Here is a 21,513-nt window from a genome sequence, read left to right as displayed (position 1 = left end):
GCCGTCCTTCGCAGAATCGCAGCGCATGAATTTCCAGCAGCTCCGCTCCGTCCGCGAGGCCCAACGCCGCGGCTTCAACCTGACCGAGGTGGCCCAGGCCCTGCACACGTCGCAGCCTGGCGTGAGCCGCCAGATCCGCGAACTGGAGGAGGAGCTCGGCATCGAGCTCTTCGTGCGCGTCGGCAAGCGGCTGACCGGGCTGACAGAGCCGGGCGAGCAGGTCCTGCCCGTCATCGAACGCCTGCTGCTGGAGGCCGAGAACCTCAAGCGCGCGGCGGACGATTTCGCCAGCGCCGGCAGCGGCCGGCTGCGCATCGCCGCCACGCACAGCCAGGCACGCTATGCGCTGCCGCCGGCCGTACGCGACTTCCGCGCCCACCATCCTGACGTCAGCCTGCACCTGCAGCAAGGCTCTCCCCAGCAGATCGCCCGCCTGCTGCTGGACGGCGAGGCCGACGTGGGCATCGCCACCGAGGCGCTGGCACAGTACCCTGAACTGGTCGCCCTGCCCTGCTACCGCTGGACACATTCGGTAGTCGTTCCACCCGGCCATCCGCTGCTGGACGGTCCGCTGACGCTGGCCCGCGTGGCCCAGTTCCCCATCGTCACCTACGAGCCCGGCTACACCGGCCGCTCCCACATCGACGATGCCTTCGCCGCAGCGCAGCTGACACCCCACATCGTGCTCAGCGCCATGGACGCCGACGTCATCAAGACCTACGTGGAGCTCGGCCTTGGCGTGGGCATCGTCGCGGCCATCGCCTTCGACGAGGAACGCGACCGTCACCTGCGCGCCATCGACGCCCGCCACCTGTTCGAGGACAACATGACGCGCCTGGCCGTGCGACGCAGCGCCTACCTGCGCGACTACGTCTACGAGTTCATCCAAACCTTCGCCTCGCCGCTAAAGCGCGAGGTCGTCGACGCCGCCCGCCACGAGCTGCCGCCGACCGAGCCCGTGCTGGCCTGGTCGAAGGCCGCATGAGCTCCAACGTTCTTCTTCTTTGCCCCCGTCGCCCCTCATCCCTAGAGTGAACCGCTCCCTCACCAACTCGAAAACCATGCGCCGCCTTCTCACCGCCCTCTCCCTCGCAGTTGCCGCCGCCGGCGCTTCCTTCCCGGCTCTGGCCCAGACCTCGCTGCTCAACGTCTCCTACGACCCGACGCGCGAGCTGTACCAGGACTTCAACAAGGCCTTCGCCGCGCAGTGGAAGGCCAAGACAGGCGAAACCCTCAGCATCAAGGCGTCGCACGGCGGCTCGGGCAAGCAGGCGCGTGCCGTGATCGACGGGCTGGAAGCCGACGTCGTCACGCTGGCCCTGGCTTACGACATCGACGCCGTGGCCGACCACAAGCTGCTGCCGCTGGACTGGCAGAAGAAACTGCCGCAGAACGCCTCGCCGTACACCTCCACCATCGTGTTCCTGGTGCGCAAGGGCAACCCCAAGAAGATCAACAACTGGCCGGACCTGGCCCGCAGCGGCGTCGAGGTCATCACGCCCAACCCCAAGACCAGCGGCGGCGCCCGCTGGAACTACCTGGCCGCCTGGGGCTATGCGCTGAAGAACGGCGGCACGCCGGCATCGGCCAAGGACTTCGTCAAGCGCATTTATGCCAACACCAAGGTGCTGGACTCTGGAGCCCGCGGCTCCACGACAACCTTCGTCGAGCGCGGCATCGGCGACGTCCTGATCGCCTGGGAGAACGAGGCTTTCCTGGCCGTCAAGGAACTCGGCCCGGAGAAGTTCGAGATCGTCACGCCCAGCATCTCCATCCTGGCCGAACCGCCCGTGGCCATCGTCGACAAGGTTGTCGACAAGCGCGGCACGCGCAAGCAGGCGCAGGCCTACCTGGACTACCTCTACAGCCCCGAGGGCCAGGAGATCGCGGCCAAGAACTACTATCGCCCCCGCGACGCCAAGGTCGCTGCGAAGTACGCCAAGCAGTTCGCCCCCGTGAAACTCTTCACCCTTGACGAGTACTTCGGTACCTGGCGCCAGGCCCAGAAGGCCCACTTCGACGACGGCGGCGTATTCGACCAGATCTACACCCCCGGCGCGAAGTAACGCCACAGTTGGCCGGCGCCCCAAAATGTGAAGTCTTGTTGCGCTTGTCATCCCGGCCTCGACAACTGGCGTTGAGCGGCCTCATCATGAGGCCGCCATGAGAATCCTCGCGCTCAGCTCCACCCTCCTCCTCGGCTTAGTCGGCTGCGCCAGCCCGCCGCCGCCCACGCCGGCCCACGGTCCAGCCCAAGACACGCTCTGGCTGGACCGTCTCACTTGGGGCGCCAGCAGCGCCGACCTTGCCGCCCTGCGCAGCAGGGGCCGTGAGGCCTGGCTAGATGCCCAGCTACAGCCTCCGTCCCCCGCGACGCTGCCAGTGGCCGCCCAGGCCCAGATCCAGGCCCTGTCCGTCACGCGGCAAGAGCTGCTGCCGCTGGTGCAGTCCATGGAGGCACAGCGCAAGGCGGCCGATGCGCTGAGCGACGACGCCGCCAAGGCCGAAGCGCAGAAGAACTACCAGCAAGCCCTGACTCGGCTGGCCCGCGAGGCCTCCACGCGACAGCTGCTGAACGCGCTGTACTCGCCCAACCAGCTCCAGGAGCAGATGACCTGGTTCTGGTTCAACCACTTCAACGTCCACCAATACAAGAACAACCTGCGCGCCATGGTCGGCGACTACGAGCAGGGCCTGCGCGAACGCTCCCTCGGCCGTTTCCGCGACCTGCTGGGCTACACGGCCCACCACCCGGCCATGCTGCGCTATCTCGACAACGAGCAGAACGCCGCCAACCGCATCAACGAGAACTACGCGCGGGAGCTGCTGGAGCTGCACACGTTGGGCGTGGGCGGCGGCTATGGTCAGCGCGACGTCCAGGAACTGGCTCGCGTGCTGACCGGGCTGGGAGTGAACCTGACTGACAACCGCCCCAAGCTCAAGCCGGCCCAGGAAGCCCAGTACCGCCGTGTGGGCCTGATGGAGTTCAACCCTGCGCGGCACGACTTCGGCGACAAGACGCTGCTGGGCATCACCGTCAAAGGCCAGGGCTATGCCGAGCTGGACGAGGTGCTGGACCTGCTGGCCCGCCACCCAAGCACAGCCCGCTTCGTGTCCCGCAAGCTGGCCCAGTACTTCGTCGCGGATGAGCCTCCGCCAGCACTGGTGGAGCGCATGGCCGAGCGCTGGCAGCAGAGCGATGGCCGCATCGCCGAGGTGCTGCGCGCGATGGTGGGTTCGCCCGAGTTCGAGGCATCGCTGGGCCGCAAGTTCAAGGACCCGACGCACTACGTCGTCTCGGCCGTGCGTCTGGCCTATGCCGACAAGGTGGTGCTGAACACCGGCCCGATGATCGGCTGGCTCTACCGCCTCGGCCAGGCTCCCTACAACCGCCAGACGCCCGACGGCTACCCACTGGACGAGAACGCCTGGGCCGGCCCTGGCCAGATGACCACGCGCTTCGAGATCGCGCGCGCCATCGGCAGCGGCAGCGCGGGCCTGTTCAAGGTCGAAGGCGAGGTCAAGGACAGGCCGGCCTTCCCGCAGGTTGCCCACCCGCTGTACTACGACGGCATCGCGCCGCGCCTGGCCTCCGCCACTCAGCAGGCCCTGGCGCAGGCCACTTCCCCGCAGGAATGGAACACCTACCTGCTCGCCTCCCCCGACTTCATGCACAGGTGATGCCATGAAACGCCGCCATCTGCTCCAACTCGGTCTCGCCGGCTTCGGGACGGCCACGCTGCCCATGCAGCTATGGGCTGCGCCATCGGAGGCACCACGCCTGCTGGTCGTCTTCCTGCGCGGCGCCTACGACGCCGCCAACCTGCTGGTGCCAACCTCGTCGAGCTTCTACTACGAGGCCCGTCCCAACATCGCCATCGCCAAGACAGCAGCCCTGCCACTGGATGCAAACTGGGGCCTTGCACCTGCTCTGGCCGACACCATCCACCCGTTGTGGCTGAAGAGCCAGGCTGCTTTCGTGCCCTTCGCCGGCACAAACGACATCTCTCGCAGCCATTTCGAGACCCAGGACCACATCGAGCTGGGCCAGCCCGACGAGGGCTCGCGCGACTTCCGCAGTGGCTTCATGAATCGGCTGGCCGGCGTGCTGGGCGCCGGAGGGGTTGCCAGCTCTCGGCTGGAAGCCATGGCCTTCACCGACCAGGTGCCGCTGATCTTGCGCGGCGACCTGCCGGTGGCCAACCAAGCATTGCGCGACCTCGGCAAGCCGGCCATCAGCGCGGCACAGGCCCAGGTCATCGCGGGCATGTACGCCAACACCCGCCTGGCTGGCACGGTCACGGGTGGCTTCGAAGTACGCGACGAGGTCTCGCGCGAAATGGCCGGCGAGATGGAGGCCGCCAGCCGAGGCGCCATTGCCGCCAAGGGCTTCGCGCTGGAGGCCCGCCGCGTCGCACGGCTGATGCGCGAGCGCGTGATGCTGGGTTTCATCGACGTTGGCGGCTGGGACACCCACGTGGGCCAGGGCGGTGCAACGGGCCAGCTCGCCAACCGCCTCGGCGAGTTGGGCAAGGGCCTGGCACTGTTCGCCGACGAGATGGGGCCGCAATGGAGCAACACCGTGGTGGTGGTGGTCAGCGAGTTCGGCCGGACGTTCCGCGAGAACGGCAACCGCGGCACCGACCATGGCCATGGCAGCGCCTACTGGGTGCTGGGCGGCAGTGTGAGGGGCGGTCGCATCGCTGGCGAGCAGGTGGAGGTCAAGGCCGCCACGCTGTTCCAGAACCGTGACTACCCGGTGCTCAATGAATACCGGGCGCTGTTCGGTGGCCTGATGCGCCGGATGTACGGCCTGAACGACGCGCAGCTGGCCAAGGTCTTCCCCGGAGCCAGCGCGCGCGATCTCGGCTTGGTTTAGGCGGACTTCACCCAGCGGTCGACGACCGCCTTCACGCGCTCACCGAAGTACTTGGCCGTGGCGATGTCGCCGGGCACCATTTCCTCGGCCGAGGCATCGCTGGGCGTCTGGGTGATGAGGCCTGCGTAACCGCCAAGGTTATTGATGTCGTCACGCGTGGCAGCCTTGTGGTTGGGCGCCTTCGAGCCCATACCCACCCAGATCATGCCGTGCTGCTGGCTCAGCGTGTGCAGGTACTGCATGCTGCCCTGCTTGTCGCCATTGAGCGTGGCCGAGTTGGTGAAGCCCGCTGCGATCTTGTCCTTCCACAGCTGGGCGTACCAGGGCTTGCTGCTGGCGTCTGCGACCTTCTTGAACTGCCAGCTCACGCCGCCCATGTAGGTGGGCGTACCGAAGATGATGGCGTCGGCAGCGGCCAGCGTGGCCCAGTCGGCTTCAGAGATGTTGCCCTCGGCATCGATGGGCATCAGTTGCGCGCCAGCCGTGCTGGCAACGGCCTCGGCGACCTTCTTGGTATGGCCGTAGCCGGAGTGGTACAGAACGACGATCTTGCTCATGGATGCTTCCTTGGGGTGGGGGTTGGAGAGATTCTCAGGCGGCCAGGTCAAACACCAGCACTTCGGCATCCTGCCCAGCCGTCAATGCGAGGCGCGATGTTTCGCGAAGCTGCAAGGCATCACCAGCCGTCAGGTCTTGCCCATTTGCGGTAAGCACGCCGCGCACCAGGTGGACATAGGCCATACGCCCCGGAGCCAGGTCCAGTTCGGCGGCCTCGTCACCATCGAACAGGCCGGCATAAAGCCGCGCATCGGCGTGAATGGTCACTGCTCCGCCAGCGCCATCGTTGGCCGCCAAGAGGCGCAATTGCCCGCGCTTGGAGGCGGTGTCGAAGTGCTTCTGCTCGTAGCTTGGCGCAATGCCACGCACATCCGGCTGGATCCATATCTGCAGGAAGTGCGTCGTCTGGTCCTTGGCATGGTTGAACTCGCTGTGCATCACGCCGGTGCCGGCGCTCATGCGCTGCACGTCTCCCGGGCGGATCACGCCCGAGTTGGCAGCGCCCTTTTCGCCATTGCCCATGCTGTCCTTATGCGCCAGCTCGCCGGAGAGCACGTAGCTGATGATCTCCATGTCGCGATGGCCGTGGGTGCCGAAGCCCGTGCCCGGTGCGATCTTGTCTTCGTTGATGACGCGCAGCGCGCCGAAACCCATGCGGGCAGGGTCGTAGTAGTCGGCAAAGGAGAAGCTGTGGAAAGACTTCAGCCAGCCATGGTCGGCGTAGCCTCGGTCGGCGGACTTGATCATCTGCAGCATGTTCGGTCTCCTTTGCGATTGCGGTGAAGTCAATGTAGGAGCGCTGAGCCTGGTCATCGATGAGCCGCCTGCTAGGCATCATTCAAATAGACTGAACACATGCCGACCTCCCAAGACAAGCGCCGTGCGCTGACCCCCGAGGCCCTGTCCATGATGGACACCATTGCCCGCACCGGCAGCTTCGCTGCCGCGGCGCGCGAGATGGGCCGCGTGCCCTCGGCGCTGACCTATTCCGTACGCCAGCTGGAGGATGCGCTCGACGTGCTGCTCTTCGATCGCAGCTCTCGACAGGCCGTACTGACCTCGGCCGGGCAGGAGCTGCTCCACGAGGGCCGGCGCCTGCTGCAGGAGCTGGATGCGGTCGCCAACCGCGTGCGCCGCATCGCCACTGGCTGGGAGAGCGAGCTGACGCTGGCCGTGGACGATGCCGTCGCCCGCCGAGCACTGTTCGACCTGATGGAGGCCTTCTACGCCGAGAGCATCGACGGCGGCGGGCCGCCGCCGACCCGGCTCAAGCTGCGCGTGGAGGTGCTGGCCGGCACCTGGGAAGCACTTCTGCATGGCCAGGCCGACGTGGCCATCGGCGTGCCGGCACAACAGCTGCCCAGCAGCAACATCCATTGCGAGGTCGGCGGCGAGCTGGAGTTCGCCTTCTGCATCGCGCCCCACCACCCACTGGCCGCTATGCCCGACCCGCTGAGCGCCAGCCAGATCGCGGAGCACCGCATCATCGCCGTCGCCGACAGCGCTCGGCTGCTGGCGCCTCTCACCGTCGGCCTGCTGCCGGGCCAGGACGTCCTGACCGTGCCGTCGCTGGCCACCAAGCTGGAAGCCATGATGCGCGGCCTGGGCTGCGGTTCATTGCCCGAGCCCATGGTGAGGCGCCATATCGAGGCCGGCCGACTGGTGCGCAAGGCCACCTACGAAGGCCGGCGCGCCAGCCTGATGCACTACGCCTGGCGCGACACGGGCCAGACACCCGGCAAGGCGCTGGCCTGGTGGATAGACAAGCTGCGTGGTCCCGCCACGCAGCGAGCCTTGCTGGAACAGCACGAAGGCCTGCTCCTGTGACGATGTACCGGGGCCGGTTCGCGCCATCGCCCACTGGCCCGCTGCATGCCGGCTCGCTGGTGGCCGCGCTGGCCAGCTGGCTGGATGCCCGCGCGCATGGCGGCCAGTGGCTGGTGCGCATCGAAGACGTCGACGGCCCACGCTGCCCGCCGGGCATGGACGAGGTCATCCTCGACCAGCTTGGGGCGCTGGGCCTGGCTCCGGACGAGCCGCCCGTCTGGCAGTCCCGCCGCGGCGACCGTTATCAAGCAGCGCTGGATCGGCTGGTCGCCTCAGGCCAGGCCTACGGTTGCGCCTGCACCAGAGCGGAGATCGCCGCCGCAATCGGCCCGCGCGCCAAGCATGGCGAACTGGTCTACCCGGGCACCTGCCGCCACGGCACGAACGGGCGACCCGTGCGCGCATGGCGCTTTCGCGTCGAAGGTCGAGTCGACTGGCAGGACCGCCGCCTTGGTGCTCAGTCCCAGGATCTGGAAACCGAGGTCGGCGACTTCGTGCTCCAACGCGCCGATGGCCTGTGGGCCTACCAGCTCGCCGTCGTCGTCGACGATGCCGAGCAGGGCATCACCGACGTCGTCCGCGGCGAGGACCTGGCCGACAACACGCCGCGCCAGATCGCTCTGCAACGCGCACTCGGCCTGCCCACGCCTCGCTACCTGCATACGCCGCTGGTGCTGGCGGCGGACGGACACAAGCTGTCCAAGCAGAACGGCGCGGCGGCACTGGACCTGGGCGCGCCGCTGGCTCGCCTGCGCGAGGCCGCGGCCCAGTTGGGCTTGCATCTGCACACGGCCGAACCACTGGCCGAAGCCGTCCCGCAATGGCGAGCAGCGACAATCCCCGCATTCACCAATCTTAAGGATTCCCCATGAACACCACGCCCAGCGGCCTGCAGTACGAAGACAGCATCGAAGGCGACGGCAAGCAGGCGGCAGCCGGCCACGACGTCACCGTCCACTACACCGGCTGGCTCTGGGTCGATGGCGCCCGCACGACCAAGTTCGACTCCAGCCTCGACCGCCGCGATCCCTTCGAGTTCGAGCTGGGCGCCGGCATGGTCATCCGTGGCTGGGACGAAGGCGTTCAGGGCATGAAGATCGGCGGCAAGCGAACGCTGATCATCCCGGCCCAGCTCGGCTACGGCGCGCGCGGCGCTGGCGGCGTCATCCCGCCCAACGCCACGCTGTGCTTCGAGGTCGAACTGCTGGGGCTGGCTGGCGGCCCCGAGCCCGTGGAGCTGAACCTGCACACCGCGTCCAGCGGCCTGCAGTACGAGGACCGTACCGTCGGTGAAGGCGCCGAGGCCGTCAAGGGCCAGCGCGTGTCGGTGCACTACACCGGCTGGCTCTACAAGGACGGCATGAAGGGCAAGAAATTCGACTCCAGCAAGGACCGCGGCCAGCCCTTCAAGTTCAAGCTGGGTGGCGGCGAGGTCATCGCAGGCTGGGACGAGGGCGTGCAGGGCATGAAGGTGGGAGGCACGCGCATGCTGGTGCTGCCGCCCGAGCTGGGCTACGGCGCCCATGGCGCCGGCGGCGTGATCCCGCCGAATGCGACGCTGCTGTTCGAGGTCGAACTGCTGGCGGTTTGACCGAAGTCAATTCCGGGGACGGCGCCGCTGCTGACAAGCGCCTGTCATTCGCGGATGCTCTGATCCGGCCCTTCAACGCACCGCGAGCACCTCATGTCGATTGACCAGCGCCGCTTCCCCCGCGTCGAATTCTTCCTCGTGCCTGACGAGCACGAGCAGTTGCCGGTGTGGGTCATCAAGCCCGAAGGCCTCTCGGCAGCGCGCGGCGGTGTCGTGGTCAACCTCAGCGAGGCCGGTCTGCAGATTCTGGCGGCGGCTGAACCGGCGCTGGATGCGCAGCACTACGAGATGCGCCTGCTGCTGGGTGAGGATGAAGGCGTACCGCTGTTCAGCGCTGACGTGCGCCGCGTCTGGACGCGGCCACTGAGCCGCATCGTGCAGCTCTGCGGCTTCGAGTTCGAGACCCCCAACTCGCAGGCCGAGGAGTTCCTGCTCGCGCAGACCGTGCAGATCACCGCCAGAAAATGGGTGCGCTGCGTGCTTGTCGAGCGCATGGCGGCACTCGCCTAGACGGTCGGGACCGGGGTAGCGCTGGCGCCCCGCAGGGAACTGGGTTAGCGTGCGCGCGGGGCCGACCGGGCCTCGTCTGCCACCCTTCCATGATCGAAACCGAGCAGTTACTGCGTTACTGGACCCTGCCGCAGTGGCAGGCCAATCTGCTGGTGCTGATGCACCTCGTCGGCGCCGGGCTGTTGGGCCTCATGCTGGGCTACGAGAGGGCCTTCCACGGCCGCGCGGCCGGCATGCGGACCTATGCCCTCGTCTGCATGGCGTCCGCTGCCGTCATCGTGCTGCTTGGCCTGCCCCACCAGTGGTTCGGCGGCAGCGGCGAAGCCATCGTCGCGCCGCTGATGGACCCGACTCGCGTCATCCAAGGTGTCGTCACAGGCATCGGCTTCCTGTGTGCGGGCGTCATCATGCGCGAGGGCATGAACATCTCCGGCCTGACCACGGCGGCCTCCCTCTGGGCCGCTTCGGCCATAGGCATCCTGGTGGGCATGGGTTTCTATTTCGCCGCCATCGCGCTGACGTTGCTGTGCGCTTCGCTGATGATGTGGGGCTCCAAGCTGGAGGCTGCCCTGCCCTCCCATCCGGCCATCGCCGTCCAGTTGCAGGGACGGCCGGGGCGCAGCTTCGAGCAGGCCGAACTGGTCGCCTTCACGGCGGCGCTGGGCTACGACTTCGCACCAGGTTCGGTCAGCATCGAATGCACGGCCGACTGCCAGGAATGGCGCTTTGTCTGCACCGCGCGGCGCAACTACCACGGCGAGACGCTGTCGCGCTTCGCGAGCCGGCTGCCCGAGCTGCCCGGCCTGGCAAGCTACCGCGTGACTCACGCTCGCAACTGAGGCGCGCCGGCCATGATGCGCCCGCTGATGCGTTTCCCCTCGGCGGTCCGACGGGACCCGGTCGTGCAGGCGTGGCTTGACGCCCATGCCGACGCGCTGGGTGCCATAGCCCGGCAGTGGTTCGAGGCGCTGCGCCGCTGCGGCGGCGATGTGCGGGAGTTGCTGCACGACGGCATGCCCACCGCCTGCGTGGGCGATGCGGCCTTCGCCTACGTCAACGCCTTCAGGGCCCACGTCAACGTCGGCTTCTTCTGCGGCGCCGAGCTGCCGGACCCTGCGGGGTTGCTGCAAGGCACAGGCAGGTTCATGCGCCACGTCAAGCTCAGGCCGGACACCGCCATCGACGAGGCGGCGCTGACCAGGCTGATCGAGGCCGCCCATGCCGACGCTAAGGCGCGCCTGCAGCTCGAGGACGCCATGCCGCACTCAGGCTGACCGCCAGCTGTCGCTCTCCATAACAGTTGGGATGCGAGCGACTTGTGCACCGAGCACATTGCTGACGTTGCAACGTGCAACGCATGCTCGGGAGAACCGCAATGGCAGGACATGGATCGCGGCCGCTGCGCGGCCTTGAAAGCACTGGACAGTCAAGTGCCGGCACGGCCAAGTTCGGCCGGATGTTCCGCTGGCTGGAGCCGGCCGCCTTGCCGCAGAGCCCGATGCAGGAGCAGGAGCTGCGCGAGACGCTGACCGAGCTGGCCGGGCTGATGGTGACCTCGGAGTTCCAGAACAACATCGACAAGGGCGAACCGCCAGACGCACCCATCACGGAACGGGAGCCCGAGGACGAAAGCCCTGACATCCCCGCCGGCTACACCTATCTTGGCCAGTTCGTCGACCACGACATCACCTTCGACCCTGCCTCCTCACTGCAGCGCACCAACGACCCGGATGCGCTGGAAGACTTCCGAACGCCACGGCTGGATCTGGACTGCCTCTATGGACGCGGCCCCGCCGACCAGCCCTATCTCTACGAAAAACCGAGGCGGGGCAAGTTCATCCTCGGCCGCAACGTCGGCGTCTCCGGGATGGAGCGCCCTGACCTGCAGCGAACTGCTGACAACACGGCGCTGATCGGCGACAAGCGCAACGACGAGAACAAGATCGTCTCGCAGATCCAGGCCCTGTTCCTGAGGTTCCACAACAAGGTCTACGACCGGATCGGCCCGAACTTCAAGCCCGGCGAGGAGGACGCGCACTTCAACGAAACCCAGCGCATCGTGCGCTGGTGCTACCAGTGGATCGTGCTGAACGACTTCCTGCCCAGGGTCTGCGACGCCGGGATCGTCGAGTCGCTGATGCCCCTCCCCGACAGGCGCGGGCCCCGTCTGCAGTTCTATCACCCGCATGAGGGCACCGCCTACATCCCGGTGGAGTTCTCGGTGGCGGCCTACCGCTTCGGCCACTCGATGGTGCGGCCGAGCTATTCGCTCAACGACCGGATCATCGCCGGCAGCAGCGGTGGCTTCGCGGGCAAGCAGTTCAGCCGGATTCCCATCTTCCCCTTCCCGCTGCGCGATCCAGCCACCGACAAGCCGCTGAAGCACCAGCCCACCGACTCGATGGCCGGCTTCGGCGAACCCCTGCCTGACGACTGGGGCATCGACTGGAAGTTCTTCTTCGGCACGCCCAATCAGCAAGCTCCCGGCCAGAAGCAGCTCCCGCAACCCAGCTACCGCATCGACGCCTTCCTGGTCGATCCGCTGAAGGACCTGCCCGAGTTCGCCGGCGAGCCCACGCCCTTCGGCTCCCTCGCCTTCCGCAACCTGCAGCGCGGCGTCAGCATGGGCTTGCCATCTGGGCAGAGCATCGCGCGCATGATGGGCGTCGCACGTGACCGCATCCTGAACGACGAACAGCTCTGGACCGTTCGCAACGAGGGTGACGAAATCTCGCCTTGGGCAGACGGCGCAGCCTTCTTTGCCAAGGCGCGCAGCCAACGCTGGCTCACCGGTGCCGCGCCGCTTTGGTACTACATCCTGAAGGAGGCCGAGATCATGGAGAACGGCCGCCACCTCGGCGAGGTGGGCAGCCGCATCGTCGCCGAGACGCTGATCGGCCTGGCATGGAACGACCACTACAGCTATCTGTTCCAGATGCCGCTCTGGAATCCCTCGGAGGAGCTGTTGGGCCTGCCCGCCAAGCTCGACATGCTGGCGCTGGCGGAGTGGATTGACGCGCCTTAAGCGTCGGCGATGGCCGGATAGTCCCCCAGGCCATCCGGCCACGGCGTGAGGATCTCGAAGCCATCCCTGGTGACGGCAACCATGTGCTCCCATTGGGCCGACAGCGAGTGGTCGCGCGTGACCACGGTCCAGCCATCACTGAGCTCGCGGATACCGGCCCCGCCCGCGTTGATCATGGGCTCGATCGTGAAGATCATGCCCTCCTGCAGCTTCAGGCCCTCACCAGGCCGGCCGAAGTGGTTGACGTGCGGATCGTCGTGATAGATGTCGCCGATACCGTGGCCGCCATACTCGCGCACGACACTGAAGCCGGCCGCGTGCGCCACCTTCTGGATGGCATGGCCCACGTCACCGAGCGTCGCACCCGGGCGCACCTGGCGTATGCCGGCCCGCAGGGCCTCGTAGGTCGTCATCACCAGCCGGCGCGCCAGCACGTTGGCCTCTCCGACGATGAACATGCGGCTGCTGTCGCCGAACCAGCCGTCCTTGGTGAGCGTCACGTCCACGTTGACGATGTCACCCTTCTTCAGCTTCTTGTCCCTGGACGGGATGCCGTGGCAGACGACATGGTTGGGCGAGATGCAGGCCGTCTTCGGGTAGCCGTGGTAGCCGACGTTGGACGGGATGCACTTCAGCGTGTTGACGATGTAGTCATGGCAGATGTCGTCCAGTTCCTCCGTCGTCACGCCGGGCACCACGTGGGGCTTCAGCATGGCCAGCACCTCGGCGATCAGATGCCCGGCGGCACGCGCCTTGGCGACTTCGTCGGGCGTGCGCAGCTTGATGCTCTTCATGCACGCGCTCCCTTGGCCTTGGGCAGTTGAACCCAGCCCGCCAGCCGCGCAAGGTCCAACCCGCCCTCCTGCTCGGCACGGATCAGCAACTGGCACAGCTCGCTGTGGCTCAGCTGCGGATGCAGCTCGGCCAGCATGCCGATGCGCATCCAGTGCTCGGCCTGGGCATTGATGGAGCGCGACAAGGCCTGACTGGCTACGCGCAGACTTTCGTGCAACGGATCGGAGATTTTGACGATTCCCATGCCGCCACTATATACGATTTGTATATGAAACGTATAACGGTCGCATCCATTGAACCGGACACCAAACCCCTTAGAGTCGCCATCATGCGTGCCGCCCCTGTCTTCACCATCTGCTTCGTACTGGCCTTGTCAAGCGCGCTCGCCGCGCAGCCCTTGCCCTCGCGGGTTCGCGCCATCGTCAATGCCATGAACGCAGACTGCCAGACCGCGGGAGGCAAGCCAGGCGCCTCACCCGGCATGGTGAGCATCGTTGATGTGGACGGTGACGGCCGGGACGATCACGTGATCTACACAGGAGCCTTCGAATGCGAAGGTGCGGAGTCCTTGTTCAGCGGCGCGGGTGGCGGATCGGTACAGGTCTTCCTCAGCGCGGCGGGCGCCGACGCCAAACCGGCGTTCGAGCATGGCGCCGAGGGCATCCGGCTGGAGCAGCGCAGACTTTGGCTGGCGGTGGGCGGCCCCCTCTGCGGCCAGAAGGTCACCGAGGACATGCCGCGCAGCGAGATGCAGGCCTGCTGGCGTCCTCTGCAGTGGAATGCCGGCCGCAAGACGCTCGACTTCGGCCCGCTGTCCAGCGTACGTCCCTACAAGTGACTGCCCGGCTCAACTCACCACAGCGGCCTCATAGACGGCCACGAACTCAGCCGGCATGCGCCGCGGCTTGCCGCTGCTGATCTCGATGCAAACCAGCGCCCAGCGCCCCCGCATCAGCGTGACGCCATCGCTTGCTCGACGCAACTGGAAGCGCCGCTCCATCGCCAGCCTGCCATCGCTGGCCGTCAGCCAGGTGCTCAGCAGCAAGGCCTCGCCCTCGAAGGACGGCAGCAGGTAGTCGTAATGCCCCTCGCGGATAGCCATCGCGCGGTCCAGCCGGCGGTAGTCGTCAAGCGACAGCCCCAGCGCCTCGGAATGCGCCCAGCCGGCCTGTTCGCACCACTGCACGTAGACGGCATTGTTGGTGTGGCCGAGCCCGTCGATATGCTCCGGCGCAGGCACCAGCGCCAGCGTGAATGGCGATGCATAGTCCCAGTCATCGGACATCACAGCCAGCCCTCCTGTTCTGCCTTGACGCCGCGTTCGATCAGCGCCTCGCGCAGTGCGACCAACGCGGGTGGCAAGGACTGCGTCGCCAGACGCTCCAGCACCGCACGGTCATAACGGCCCAATGGCAGCAGGCCAGCCCGCTCCAGCCGGACCGGTTCCATGGCGATCGCCTCCCAGGCCAGGCCAGTGTCCACCCAGGGGCGGGCTGCGGCCAGCGCGATCTCGATACCGGCGGGATCGGCATCCGCGCTGACGGCGGCCGGCGCCGGCGCGAACGTCAGCAACCGGGCCATGGCCTCCAGCCATGCCCGCGTGGGGCGGCCAGCGATCCAGACCAGCGCATCCCCAGGCGCGCGCCGCGCTGCCTGCTTCTCGAAGCTTGCGCGGTTCTCGATCAGCCACCACCGGACAGGCGGGGCCACAACCCCTTGCAGATTCTGCAAAGCCTGGGTCGGCAGCGTATGGAAGGCCGCCATGCCCAAATCCAGCCGTCGGCCACTCGCCCCCAGCAGGCTGACATCGCCGGCCATCGTCAGCGTAGGTGCAAAAGCCTCGATTCCAAGCGACGGCAGGTCGAAATGCCGCTCCAGCCACTGCCATTCGCCCTCGGAAACTGCCTTGGTATGGCCCCGGGACAGCGCAAAGTCGCGGCGCAGTCCTCGCTCGCCCGCGCGGACCCATCCGGACAAGGCTTCGAGCAGCGCTGTCCGCGCCTCAGCCGGCGCTGCGGCCATGCGCGACTCGGCGAGGATCTGAGCGGCTTCACCCACCACTGCATCGTCCATCAACGCCTCGAGCCGCGCCGCCAGCGCCTGGCGGCGCGCATCACGTTGGCTCTGCGTGGGCAGGCCAAGCGCCTGCTGCTGCGCCTCCAGTTCGACCCATTGCACCGCCACGCGCTGCCAGCGCCCACGGACGAACTGCTCGCCCACGGTGCACAGCCCAGCCGCCAGCGCCTTGTCGGCAAGGCGTTCCGCCAGCTCGATGCGCGCCGGCCCCGCCACTTCAAGCAACGCCTGCCAGCGACGGCTGTCGGCACTGCCGCGCAACCAGTCGGTCAGCAGCTCACGCTCATCTACATCAAGTCTCGGCAGAGCAGCAGGCCATGCGGGCTCGGCTGCTGCCAGTTGCCGACGTTTGCGGTCGGCGCTGAGCTCACGCGTACTCACTGACCTCAGGCCTGCGTGCCAGCACCGCGATCGGCGGCGCCCAACGCTCGCCGCGCGGCTTCTTGCTGGTGACCAGCGTGATCTCGCTGGGCTCGAACACCTCGACGTTGTGCGTGATGGGCGTCGTCAGCAGGTACTGCGCGCGCGTGCTGCGCAGGAAGTGGCCGACAAGTTGGATGTTGCGCACGTCCAGGTGGGCGAAGGGCTCGTCGATGAAGACGAAGCCGCCTGGCGTCTCGTCGTCCTTCATCAGGCCCACGAGCAGGATCAGGCTCTTCAGCACCTGCTGACCGCCCGAGGCTTCGCCGTCGTTCAGGCCCACCTCGCCCTTGCCGTCGAAGTTGAACTTCACGTGCAGGCCCGCCTGCGCCAGCACGGTGTCGTCGTTGTCCAGGTGCGGCAGCTGCGCCTCGGCGACGACGCCGGCCAGTTCGCCCAGTTCGGCGACGTTCTTCTTGTAGCGACGCACGGTGGCTTTGAGCACGTCAATGTAGCGCTCGCGGGCGTTGCTCGCTGCCGTGGCGGCCAGCGCGTTGCTGGCCTTGCGGTCGGACAGCTGGTGTGCCTGCTCGCGCACCTGCAGGTCCATGCGGGTGTGCCGGTCGACCACGCTGGCGTCGGTCTCCCACACGCCGCTGGCCAGCTCCTGGTCCACATGGTGCGAACGGATCTCGGCCTGGCGGGCGTTCTCGAACTCGTTGCGCAGCGCCGTGATGGCGATGGACGTGATCCAGCGCGGCGGGAACTTGGCGCCGGCCTCCCGCGACGTGACTGCGGCCTGGCTCAGCCCGGCGCGGCGGGCGGCATGGTCGCGCGCGGTCTGGGCCTGGCGGGCCTCGCCGTCGGCCAGCTCCTGCTGGGCGCGGTTGTAGCCGTCCTCGCTGCGCGCCGAAGCCTTGACGAGACGGTCATGCTCCGACTCCAGCCCCTGCATGCGCGTGGACGCTTCGGCCCGGGCGGCTTTCAGTGCAGGCAGGCGGGCACGCGCCTCGGCGAACTCATCGGCACGCTCGGACAGTTCCTGGGCGGCCTTGTGCCCCTGGGCAGCGCGCTGTGCGTCCTTCAACTGCCGGTCCACCTCGCCCTGCGCCTTGACGACGCGGGTCAGCTCGGCGTCCAGCCGCACCAGCTCGGCCTCCAACGACTGGCGCCGCGCGGCCACCGCGTTCGCGCCGAACTGGTGATCGGCCGGCGAGATGAAGACGCTACGGCCGCCGCGACCGTCACGGTAGTAGGCATCGGCCGTGATCCACTCGCCGCCCACGCCTGCCCCCTCCTCGGTGCTGGCCACGCAGCGGATGCCGTCGAGCTGGCGTGCGAGCCAGGTCGGCAACGCGGCGCTGACCTTGAGCGCAGCCAGCAGCGAGCCGGGCCGGGCCTGGCCGGTCTGCGAAAGGGGTGCCGCGTCGGAGACGACATAGTGGCGGTACTTCAGTCTGGCCGCGATGGCGAAGGCGCGCGCCTCATCGCTGCGCTGCTTCAGCACCACGACCCAGCGCGAACCACGCAGCACGCCCTCGGCGGCAGCGCGCCATTGCTCATCGGCGATATCGATGCTGTCGGCGACGACATGGTGAGCAATGCCCGCCTCATCCAGCGCGCGGCGCAGCGGCGCCACCTCGGGCGGGGGCGGCGGCAGGCGCTTGTCCTTGAGCTCGCCGATCAGACCCTGCACATGCTTGAGCTTGTCGTCGGCGCGGGTGTACTCGCCGCGCAGCCTGTCCTTGTCGGCGGCCAGCGCCTGGGTGCGCGCGGCCAGCGCGGCGGCATCGGCCTCCACGTCGGCCAGCGCCTTCAGCTCGTCCTCGCGCTTGACGGTCAGCTCCACCGGCTTCTCGGCCTCGCGGGCGGCATCGAAGGCGCCGCGTGCGTCGCGGCGCTGGGTGTCCAGCTCGACGAGGCGAGCCTTGGTAGCTTCGTGCTCGGCAAACAGCTCATGCAGCTTGGAGCGCTTCATGGACAACGCGCGCGCGTCGGCACTGGCGAACAAGCGGGCGCGATGCAGCTCGCGACCATCACGCGCCAGCCGTTCACGCGACTCGCTCCATTGCATGACCGGCAGCACCTCGGTGGCCAGGCGCTCGCGCTCCTCGATCTTGAGCTGCCATTGACGGTGGCTCGTCACCCGGTTGGCCAACTCGCTCAGCTGCGCCTGAGTGCGCGACAGCTCGCCTTCAGCCGCCTCCACTTCCTTGGCCAGTTGTTGCTGGTGCGAGCGCGCCTGCTCGTAGCGGTCCAGCACTTCCTGGTCACCAAAGACCTCGAAGACCAGGCGCAGCAACTCGCGCGGATTGAGGTCGCAGAGCTTGTCGGTCTGCCCCTGCTCCAACGCCAGCACCTTGCCGATGGCGCGCGTCAGGCCAGCGGCCTCCAGGCGGCGGCGCCAAGCCTCGATGCCCAGCCAGTCTCGCTCGCTCTTCTCGGCCAGCTGCTCGATCTCGTGCACACCGTCCAGCATCAGATAGCGGCGCGTCCAGTCGCCGCCCTGGCGCTCGATGCGGCAGGCAAGCGTCACCTGGTCGCCATAAAGCAGCGACGACGCGAAGGGCCGGCTGCTGTTCTGGCGACCGCGCGGACGGTTGTCCACCAGCGCGCGCAACCAGGCCGTCTCGGCGTTGGCGTGACGGGCATAGGTACGGAAGGTGCGGCCACCCGAGCATTCAAGCCCCAGCAACGTACGCAACGCGTCCAGCAGCGTCGTCTTGCCCGAACCATTGGGGCCTGCAATGGTGATGATGGCGCCGTCCAGCGGCAGGCTCACGCGCTGGCAATAGTCCCAGTGCAGCAGTTCAAGGGTTTGCAGATGGAACATCAGTCTTCGCTCGGCTCTTCTTGTTCCTGGCGGGCGGCCTGGATCTCGGCCAGGGCCGGCGCGGCCAGCGGGTCGGTGGCACGCGCCAGCACATCGGCCAGCGCACCGTCGAGGATGCGCGGCGCGAGCTGGTCGTAGTCCAGCAGCAGGTCCAGCAGCGGCCCCTCGGCGATGTCCTCGCCACGGCGTTGGATAAAGCCGTGACGCTCCAGCAGCTTGAGATTGGCATCGATGCGCAGCTTCTTGCCGAGCTGGTCGCCGAAGTCGGCCAGCAGGCTGCGATAGCTCAGGGTGGGCGACACGCTGGCGGCTGCCGGCACAGGCTTGGTACTGCCGAACATCTCGCCTTGCTCGTCACCCCCGGCATCGGCGCGGCTGATCTGGCGCTGGCGCTTGGGCAGCACGATGAGGCTCCAAAGCACCACCAGCAGCGACACGCCGTCACGCGGCAGCTCCAGGTTGTTGTTGGCGTTCAGGCCCACCTCGCCGAAGACGGCGCTCTCGGCCGGACGCAGCAGCGCGACGGCCACCTGATCGGCATAGACGTTGTCAACCACGCGCAGGCCCACGCCAGCGAGGCGCCGGCCGAGTTCGGCCCACAGCTCGGCATCGATCAGTGCCCGCTTCATCAACGGATGGCTGCGCGGCAGCCAGCGCCGCGCCAGCAGTTGGGCCGCAAGGCTCGCGGCGTCGTCCAGGGTGGAGCTCATTCGGTATCGGATTCGGAAAGGGTGTGCAGTTCGCCGCGGCTCATCCACGCGACGAATTCGTCAGCGATCTCGCCCTGCTCGGCGCTCCAGCGCACCCGCCAGGGCTGGCGCGCCATGTCGCCGGTGGCGCCCTTCAGGTGGCGGGCCTGGACGTCGCCCAGCAACGGCAGCAGCTGCGCGCGGTAGGCAGCCGACGCATAGCTGCCGCCCAGCACGGCCGGCCCCACGGGCTGCGTGCCCTGGCCCTCGGCCGTCCAGCCGTTCAGCAACGCCTGCAGCGCATCCAGCTCGGGAGGCAGGCTGAGTACCTCCAGCCGGCCGTCCGGCGCCGAGCGGGCCTCGGGCAGTCCGGCCGCTTCGGGCTTGGCAGGCCTGTCGCGCTCGAACTCGGCCTCGGCGCCATCCACCAGCTCCTGCGCAGCCACCATGACGGGCTGCACGCCGGTAGACAAGGCCTCGCCAAGCAGCGCATGCAGCTCGGGCACCCGCTGCAGCCACTGGCGCACGTCGGTCGTCGTCACGCCGGTAGAGCCCAGCGTGACGCGCTGGCGGTCGGCCTGCTGCAGCGCCCGGTTGAACTGGCTGGCCATGACCAGCAGCCCCGCCTGGGCACTGCCCAGCTCGCGCGCCAGCCGCTCCAGCCGGCCGTCGCCCTGCGCCTGCTCGATGATGGCCTTGAGGGCCTCGCCGGCCCGGTCGACCAGCGCCAGTGCGCGCTCGAAGCGGGTACGGGCACGGCGCAGCTGGAATTCGCTGCCGCTGGCCATCGCGTCCGCGAACTCCTCGCGCAGCCGCTGCAGCTGAGCCTGGAGATGGCGCAGCTGCTGCGGCTGCAGCAAGCCGAGCTGGTGGGCGCCGGCCACACCGGCCAGCAGGGCCGCAAGGTCGGCGTCCTCGCCGGCGTCCTCGGCGGAAAGAGGCTGCAGCATGCCAGCGAGTTGCTGGGCCACAGGCGTGATGGCGTAGGTCTGGCTGGAGGCATCCCAGAGCAGCAGGTCCGCCTCGCGCAGGCGCTTCAGCACCGTCTCCAGCGCATCCTCGCGCAGCTGGTGGAAAGCCTGGTTCAGTGCCTCGCGAGTGAGCCGCGCGGCCGGCAGCGCCATCAGCTCCAGGAAGACCCAGACGCGCAGCCTCACCCAGCCCGCCTCGCCGCCAAACAGCGCACGCTGGGCGGCAATCAGCGCCTCCTGGCGCTCCAGCTGCCACCACAACAGCGAATCGGCCGGCGCGGCGCCATCGCGGAAGAAATCATCGGCAGGGCGCGGGTCGTCGGGGATAGGCGTGGGGCGGAGCTCGGACATGGGGCGAGGATTATCAACGCCCGCCAAAACTCACTAACTAGGGATGTCGGAGACTTTGACAGTCCCCCCGCGACATCGCTGCTCCGGCTGGCGCCGCCCCAAGGAGAAGCAGCATTGGCATCGAATATGCATAAGTGACTGCATCAACCCGGAGGAGCTCAAGAATGATCCGTCGCACATGGTTCGCCGCTGCAGCCCTGGCACTCGCCGCGGCCCCCTTCCAGGCCCAGGCCGGGATCGTCATCGACTACGCCAGCGGCTTCAGCGGAGCCTGCGGCAGCGGGCTGACCTGCGTGGGAGACACGTCCGTGAATGGCAGCGCCCTGCGACTGACGCCAGCAGGGATTGGCCAGGCCGGCGCGGGCTACAGCACCACGGCCATCACGCTGGGCGCGGGTGCCACGTTCAGTACCAGCTTCCAGTTCCAGCTGACCCAGCCCGGCGGCATCGCCCCCGCCGACGGCATCACCTTCGTGCTCGCCCAGGGCACCTCGGGCCTGGGCGGCGCTGGCGGCGGCATGGGCTACCAGGGCGTCGGCAACAGTGTTGCCATCGAGTTCGACACCTACTGGAACAACTTCGACCCCAACAGCAACCATGTCGGCGTGGACAGCAACGGCTCGCTGAGCAGCTCGATCTGGGCGAGCCCCTACGGTGTCACCAACTGCGACTTCGGCTCCAACAGCTACCTGGCCGATGGCTGCATGAGCAACGGCAAGGTCTGGTCAGCCTTCATCAACTACGACGGCACGACCCAGAAGCTCAACGTCAGCGTCCAGCAGCAGGGCATGGCGCTGGTCCAGCTGATCACGGACTACAGCATCGACATCGCCAGCATCCTGGGCACCACCGACGCCCATGTCGGCTTCACGGCCGCGACCGGTTCCGGCCTGGAGAACCATGACATCCTGAGCTGGCAACTCGCCAACGACACCTCCATCGTCGGTCCGGGCACCGTGCCCGAGCCAGCCGACCTGGCCTTGCTGAGCCTGGCCGGGGTCGCCGCGCTGTGGGCAGGCCGCCGCCGTCGCTCTTGACGTTCGGTTTT

The 21,513-nt window shown here is 67.8% G+C and carries 22 protein-coding genes and 1 pseudogene; 14 read left to right on the top strand and 9 right to left on the bottom strand.

Annotated elements, in window-relative coordinates; genetic code table 11:
- The first annotated feature begins 25 nt into the window (after positions 1-25).
- The 4 genes from QM732_RS06830 to QM732_RS06815 all read left to right on the top strand — a co-directional run bounded on the left by QM732_RS06830 (position 26) and on the right by QM732_RS06815 (position 4,879).
- The gene (locus QM732_RS06830) at positions 26-985 is read left to right on the top strand and encodes a CysB family HTH-type transcriptional regulator (protein WP_415655427.1); all 960 of its coding nucleotides are present in this window, start codon (positions 26-28) and stop codon (positions 983-985) included.
- Between the two features lie 76 nt (positions 986-1,061).
- Complete coding sequence (locus tag QM732_RS06825) at positions 1,062-2,066, top strand: sulfate ABC transporter substrate-binding protein (protein WP_415655426.1); 1,005 nt, start codon at positions 1,062-1,064, stop codon at positions 2,064-2,066.
- 97 nt (positions 2,067-2,163) lie between these two features.
- Positions 2,164-3,681 (top strand): DUF1800 domain-containing protein, encoded by a 1,518-nt coding sequence (locus QM732_RS06820; protein ID WP_415655425.1) that lies wholly within the window; start codon positions 2,164-2,166, stop codon positions 3,679-3,681.
- Between the two features lie 4 nt (positions 3,682-3,685).
- A complete protein-coding gene (locus QM732_RS06815) occupies positions 3,686-4,879 on the top strand; it encodes a DUF1501 domain-containing protein (protein ID WP_415655424.1) in 1,194 nt (397 codons plus the stop codon).
- On the opposite strand, the gene QM732_RS06810 is transcribed toward QM732_RS06815, so the two are convergent.
- Both QM732_RS06810 and QM732_RS06805 read right to left on the bottom strand, forming a co-directional pair.
- Positions 4,876-5,436: a flavodoxin family protein gene (locus QM732_RS06810; protein ID WP_415655423.1), complete on the bottom strand. Its 561-nt coding sequence runs from the start codon at positions 5,434-5,436 to the stop codon at positions 4,876-4,878. The genes QM732_RS06815 and QM732_RS06810 overlap by 4 nt on opposite strands.
- Before the next feature lie 34 nt (positions 5,437-5,470).
- Positions 5,471-6,193 carry a pirin family protein gene (locus QM732_RS06805; RefSeq protein ID WP_415655422.1) on the bottom strand — a complete coding sequence of 241 codons (723 nt, stop codon included), beginning with the start codon at positions 6,191-6,193 and terminating at the stop codon, positions 5,471-5,473.
- Positions 6,194-6,292: 99 nt separating this feature from the next.
- Between QM732_RS06805 and QM732_RS06800 the strand changes: the two genes are divergently transcribed.
- The 8 genes and pseudogenes from QM732_RS06800 (at position 6,293) to QM732_RS06765 (ending at position 12,390) form a co-directional block, all read left to right on the top strand.
- Positions 6,293-7,264: a LysR family transcriptional regulator gene (locus QM732_RS06800; protein ID WP_415655421.1), complete on the top strand. Its 972-nt coding sequence runs from the start codon at positions 6,293-6,295 to the stop codon at positions 7,262-7,264.
- A 2-nt stretch (positions 7,265-7,266) separates the two neighbouring features.
- On the top strand, positions 7,267-8,136 hold the full coding sequence (gene gluQRS / locus QM732_RS06795) for a tRNA glutamyl-Q(34) synthetase GluQRS (protein ID WP_415659344.1): 870 nt from the start codon (positions 7,267-7,269) through the stop codon (positions 8,134-8,136).
- Positions 8,133-8,477 (top strand): annotated as a pseudogene (locus tag QM732_RS06790) (FKBP-type peptidyl-prolyl cis-trans isomerase); the annotation flags it as partial. The gene gluQRS and the pseudogene QM732_RS06790, both read left to right, overlap by 4 nt.
- A 30-nt stretch (positions 8,478-8,507) precedes the next feature.
- On the top strand, positions 8,508-8,855 hold the full coding sequence (locus QM732_RS06785) for an FKBP-type peptidyl-prolyl cis-trans isomerase (RefSeq protein ID WP_415659343.1): 348 nt from the start codon (positions 8,508-8,510) through the stop codon (positions 8,853-8,855).
- A gap of 93 nt (positions 8,856-8,948) precedes the next feature.
- The gene (locus tag QM732_RS06780; protein ID WP_415655420.1) at positions 8,949-9,365 is read left to right on the top strand and encodes a PilZ domain-containing protein; all 417 of its coding nucleotides are present in this window, start codon (positions 8,949-8,951) and stop codon (positions 9,363-9,365) included.
- An 89-nt stretch (positions 9,366-9,454) separates the two neighbouring features.
- A complete protein-coding gene (locus QM732_RS06775) occupies positions 9,455-10,204 on the top strand; it encodes an MgtC/SapB family protein (RefSeq protein WP_415655419.1) in 750 nt (249 codons plus the stop codon).
- A gap of 12 nt (positions 10,205-10,216) precedes the next feature.
- Positions 10,217-10,639 carry a DUF1801 domain-containing protein gene (locus QM732_RS06770; protein ID WP_415655418.1) on the top strand — a complete coding sequence of 141 codons (423 nt, stop codon included), beginning with the start codon at positions 10,217-10,219 and terminating at the stop codon, positions 10,637-10,639.
- 101 nt (positions 10,640-10,740) lie between these two features.
- Entirely contained in the window at positions 10,741-12,390 is a 1,650-nt protein-coding gene (locus QM732_RS06765) for a peroxidase family protein (RefSeq protein ID WP_415655417.1), read from the top strand.
- Here QM732_RS06765 and map read toward each other — a convergent pair.
- Together map and QM732_RS06755 are read right to left on the bottom strand one after the other, a co-directional pair.
- Positions 12,387-13,184, bottom strand: coding sequence for a type I methionyl aminopeptidase (gene map, locus QM732_RS06760; RefSeq protein WP_415655416.1), 798 nt, complete (start codon positions 13,182-13,184; stop codon positions 12,387-12,389). The two genes, QM732_RS06765 and map, sit on opposite strands and share 4 nt — an antisense overlap.
- A complete protein-coding gene (locus QM732_RS06755) occupies positions 13,181-13,429 on the bottom strand; it encodes a ParD-like family protein (RefSeq protein WP_415655415.1) in 249 nt (82 codons plus the stop codon). Before QM732_RS06755 ends, map begins: the two co-directional genes overlap by 4 nt.
- Positions 13,430-13,513: 84 nt before the next feature.
- Between QM732_RS06755 and QM732_RS06750 the strand changes: the two genes are divergently transcribed.
- The gene (locus QM732_RS06750) at positions 13,514-14,023 is read left to right on the top strand and encodes a hypothetical protein (protein ID WP_415655414.1); all 510 of its coding nucleotides are present in this window, start codon (positions 13,514-13,516) and stop codon (positions 14,021-14,023) included.
- Positions 14,024-14,032: 9 nt separating this feature from the next.
- Here the strand turns inward: QM732_RS06750 and QM732_RS06745 are convergent, their stop codons facing one another.
- From QM732_RS06745 to QM732_RS06725, 5 genes are read right to left on the bottom strand one after another with little or no spacing between them, the layout of a single operon-like run.
- Positions 14,033-14,470 carry an acyl-CoA thioesterase gene (locus tag QM732_RS06745; protein ID WP_415655413.1) on the bottom strand — a complete coding sequence of 146 codons (438 nt, stop codon included), beginning with the start codon at positions 14,468-14,470 and terminating at the stop codon, positions 14,033-14,035.
- Positions 14,470-15,642: a hypothetical protein gene (locus QM732_RS06740; protein ID WP_415655412.1), complete on the bottom strand. Its 1,173-nt coding sequence runs from the start codon at positions 15,640-15,642 to the stop codon at positions 14,470-14,472. The genes QM732_RS06745 and QM732_RS06740 overlap by 1 nt, the downstream gene beginning before the upstream one ends.
- Positions 15,629-18,454: an ATP-binding protein gene (locus QM732_RS06735; protein ID WP_415655411.1), complete on the bottom strand. Its 2,826-nt coding sequence runs from the start codon at positions 18,452-18,454 to the stop codon at positions 15,629-15,631. The genes QM732_RS06740 and QM732_RS06735 overlap by 14 nt, the downstream gene beginning before the upstream one ends.
- Positions 18,454-19,164: a hypothetical protein gene (locus QM732_RS06730; RefSeq protein ID WP_415655410.1), complete on the bottom strand. Its 711-nt coding sequence runs from the start codon at positions 19,162-19,164 to the stop codon at positions 18,454-18,456. The genes QM732_RS06735 and QM732_RS06730 overlap by 1 nt, the downstream gene beginning before the upstream one ends.
- On the bottom strand, positions 19,161-20,465 hold the full coding sequence (locus QM732_RS06725) for a hypothetical protein (protein WP_415655409.1): 1,305 nt from the start codon (positions 20,463-20,465) through the stop codon (positions 19,161-19,163). The genes QM732_RS06730 and QM732_RS06725 overlap by 4 nt, the downstream gene beginning before the upstream one ends.
- 164 nt (positions 20,466-20,629) lie before the next feature.
- Here QM732_RS06725 and QM732_RS06720 point away from each other — a divergent pair, with 164 nt between their 5' ends.
- On the top strand, positions 20,630-21,502 hold the full coding sequence (locus tag QM732_RS06720; RefSeq protein WP_415655408.1) for a lectin-like domain-containing protein: 873 nt from the start codon (positions 20,630-20,632) through the stop codon (positions 21,500-21,502).
- Positions 21,503-21,513 lie beyond the last annotated feature (11 nt).

This window comes from Roseateles sp. (genome assembly GCF_047654805.1).
Lineage (GTDB): Bacteria > Pseudomonadota > Gammaproteobacteria > Burkholderiales > Burkholderiaceae_C > Pelomonas.
This window is presented reverse-complemented; position numbering and strand designations above follow the sequence as displayed.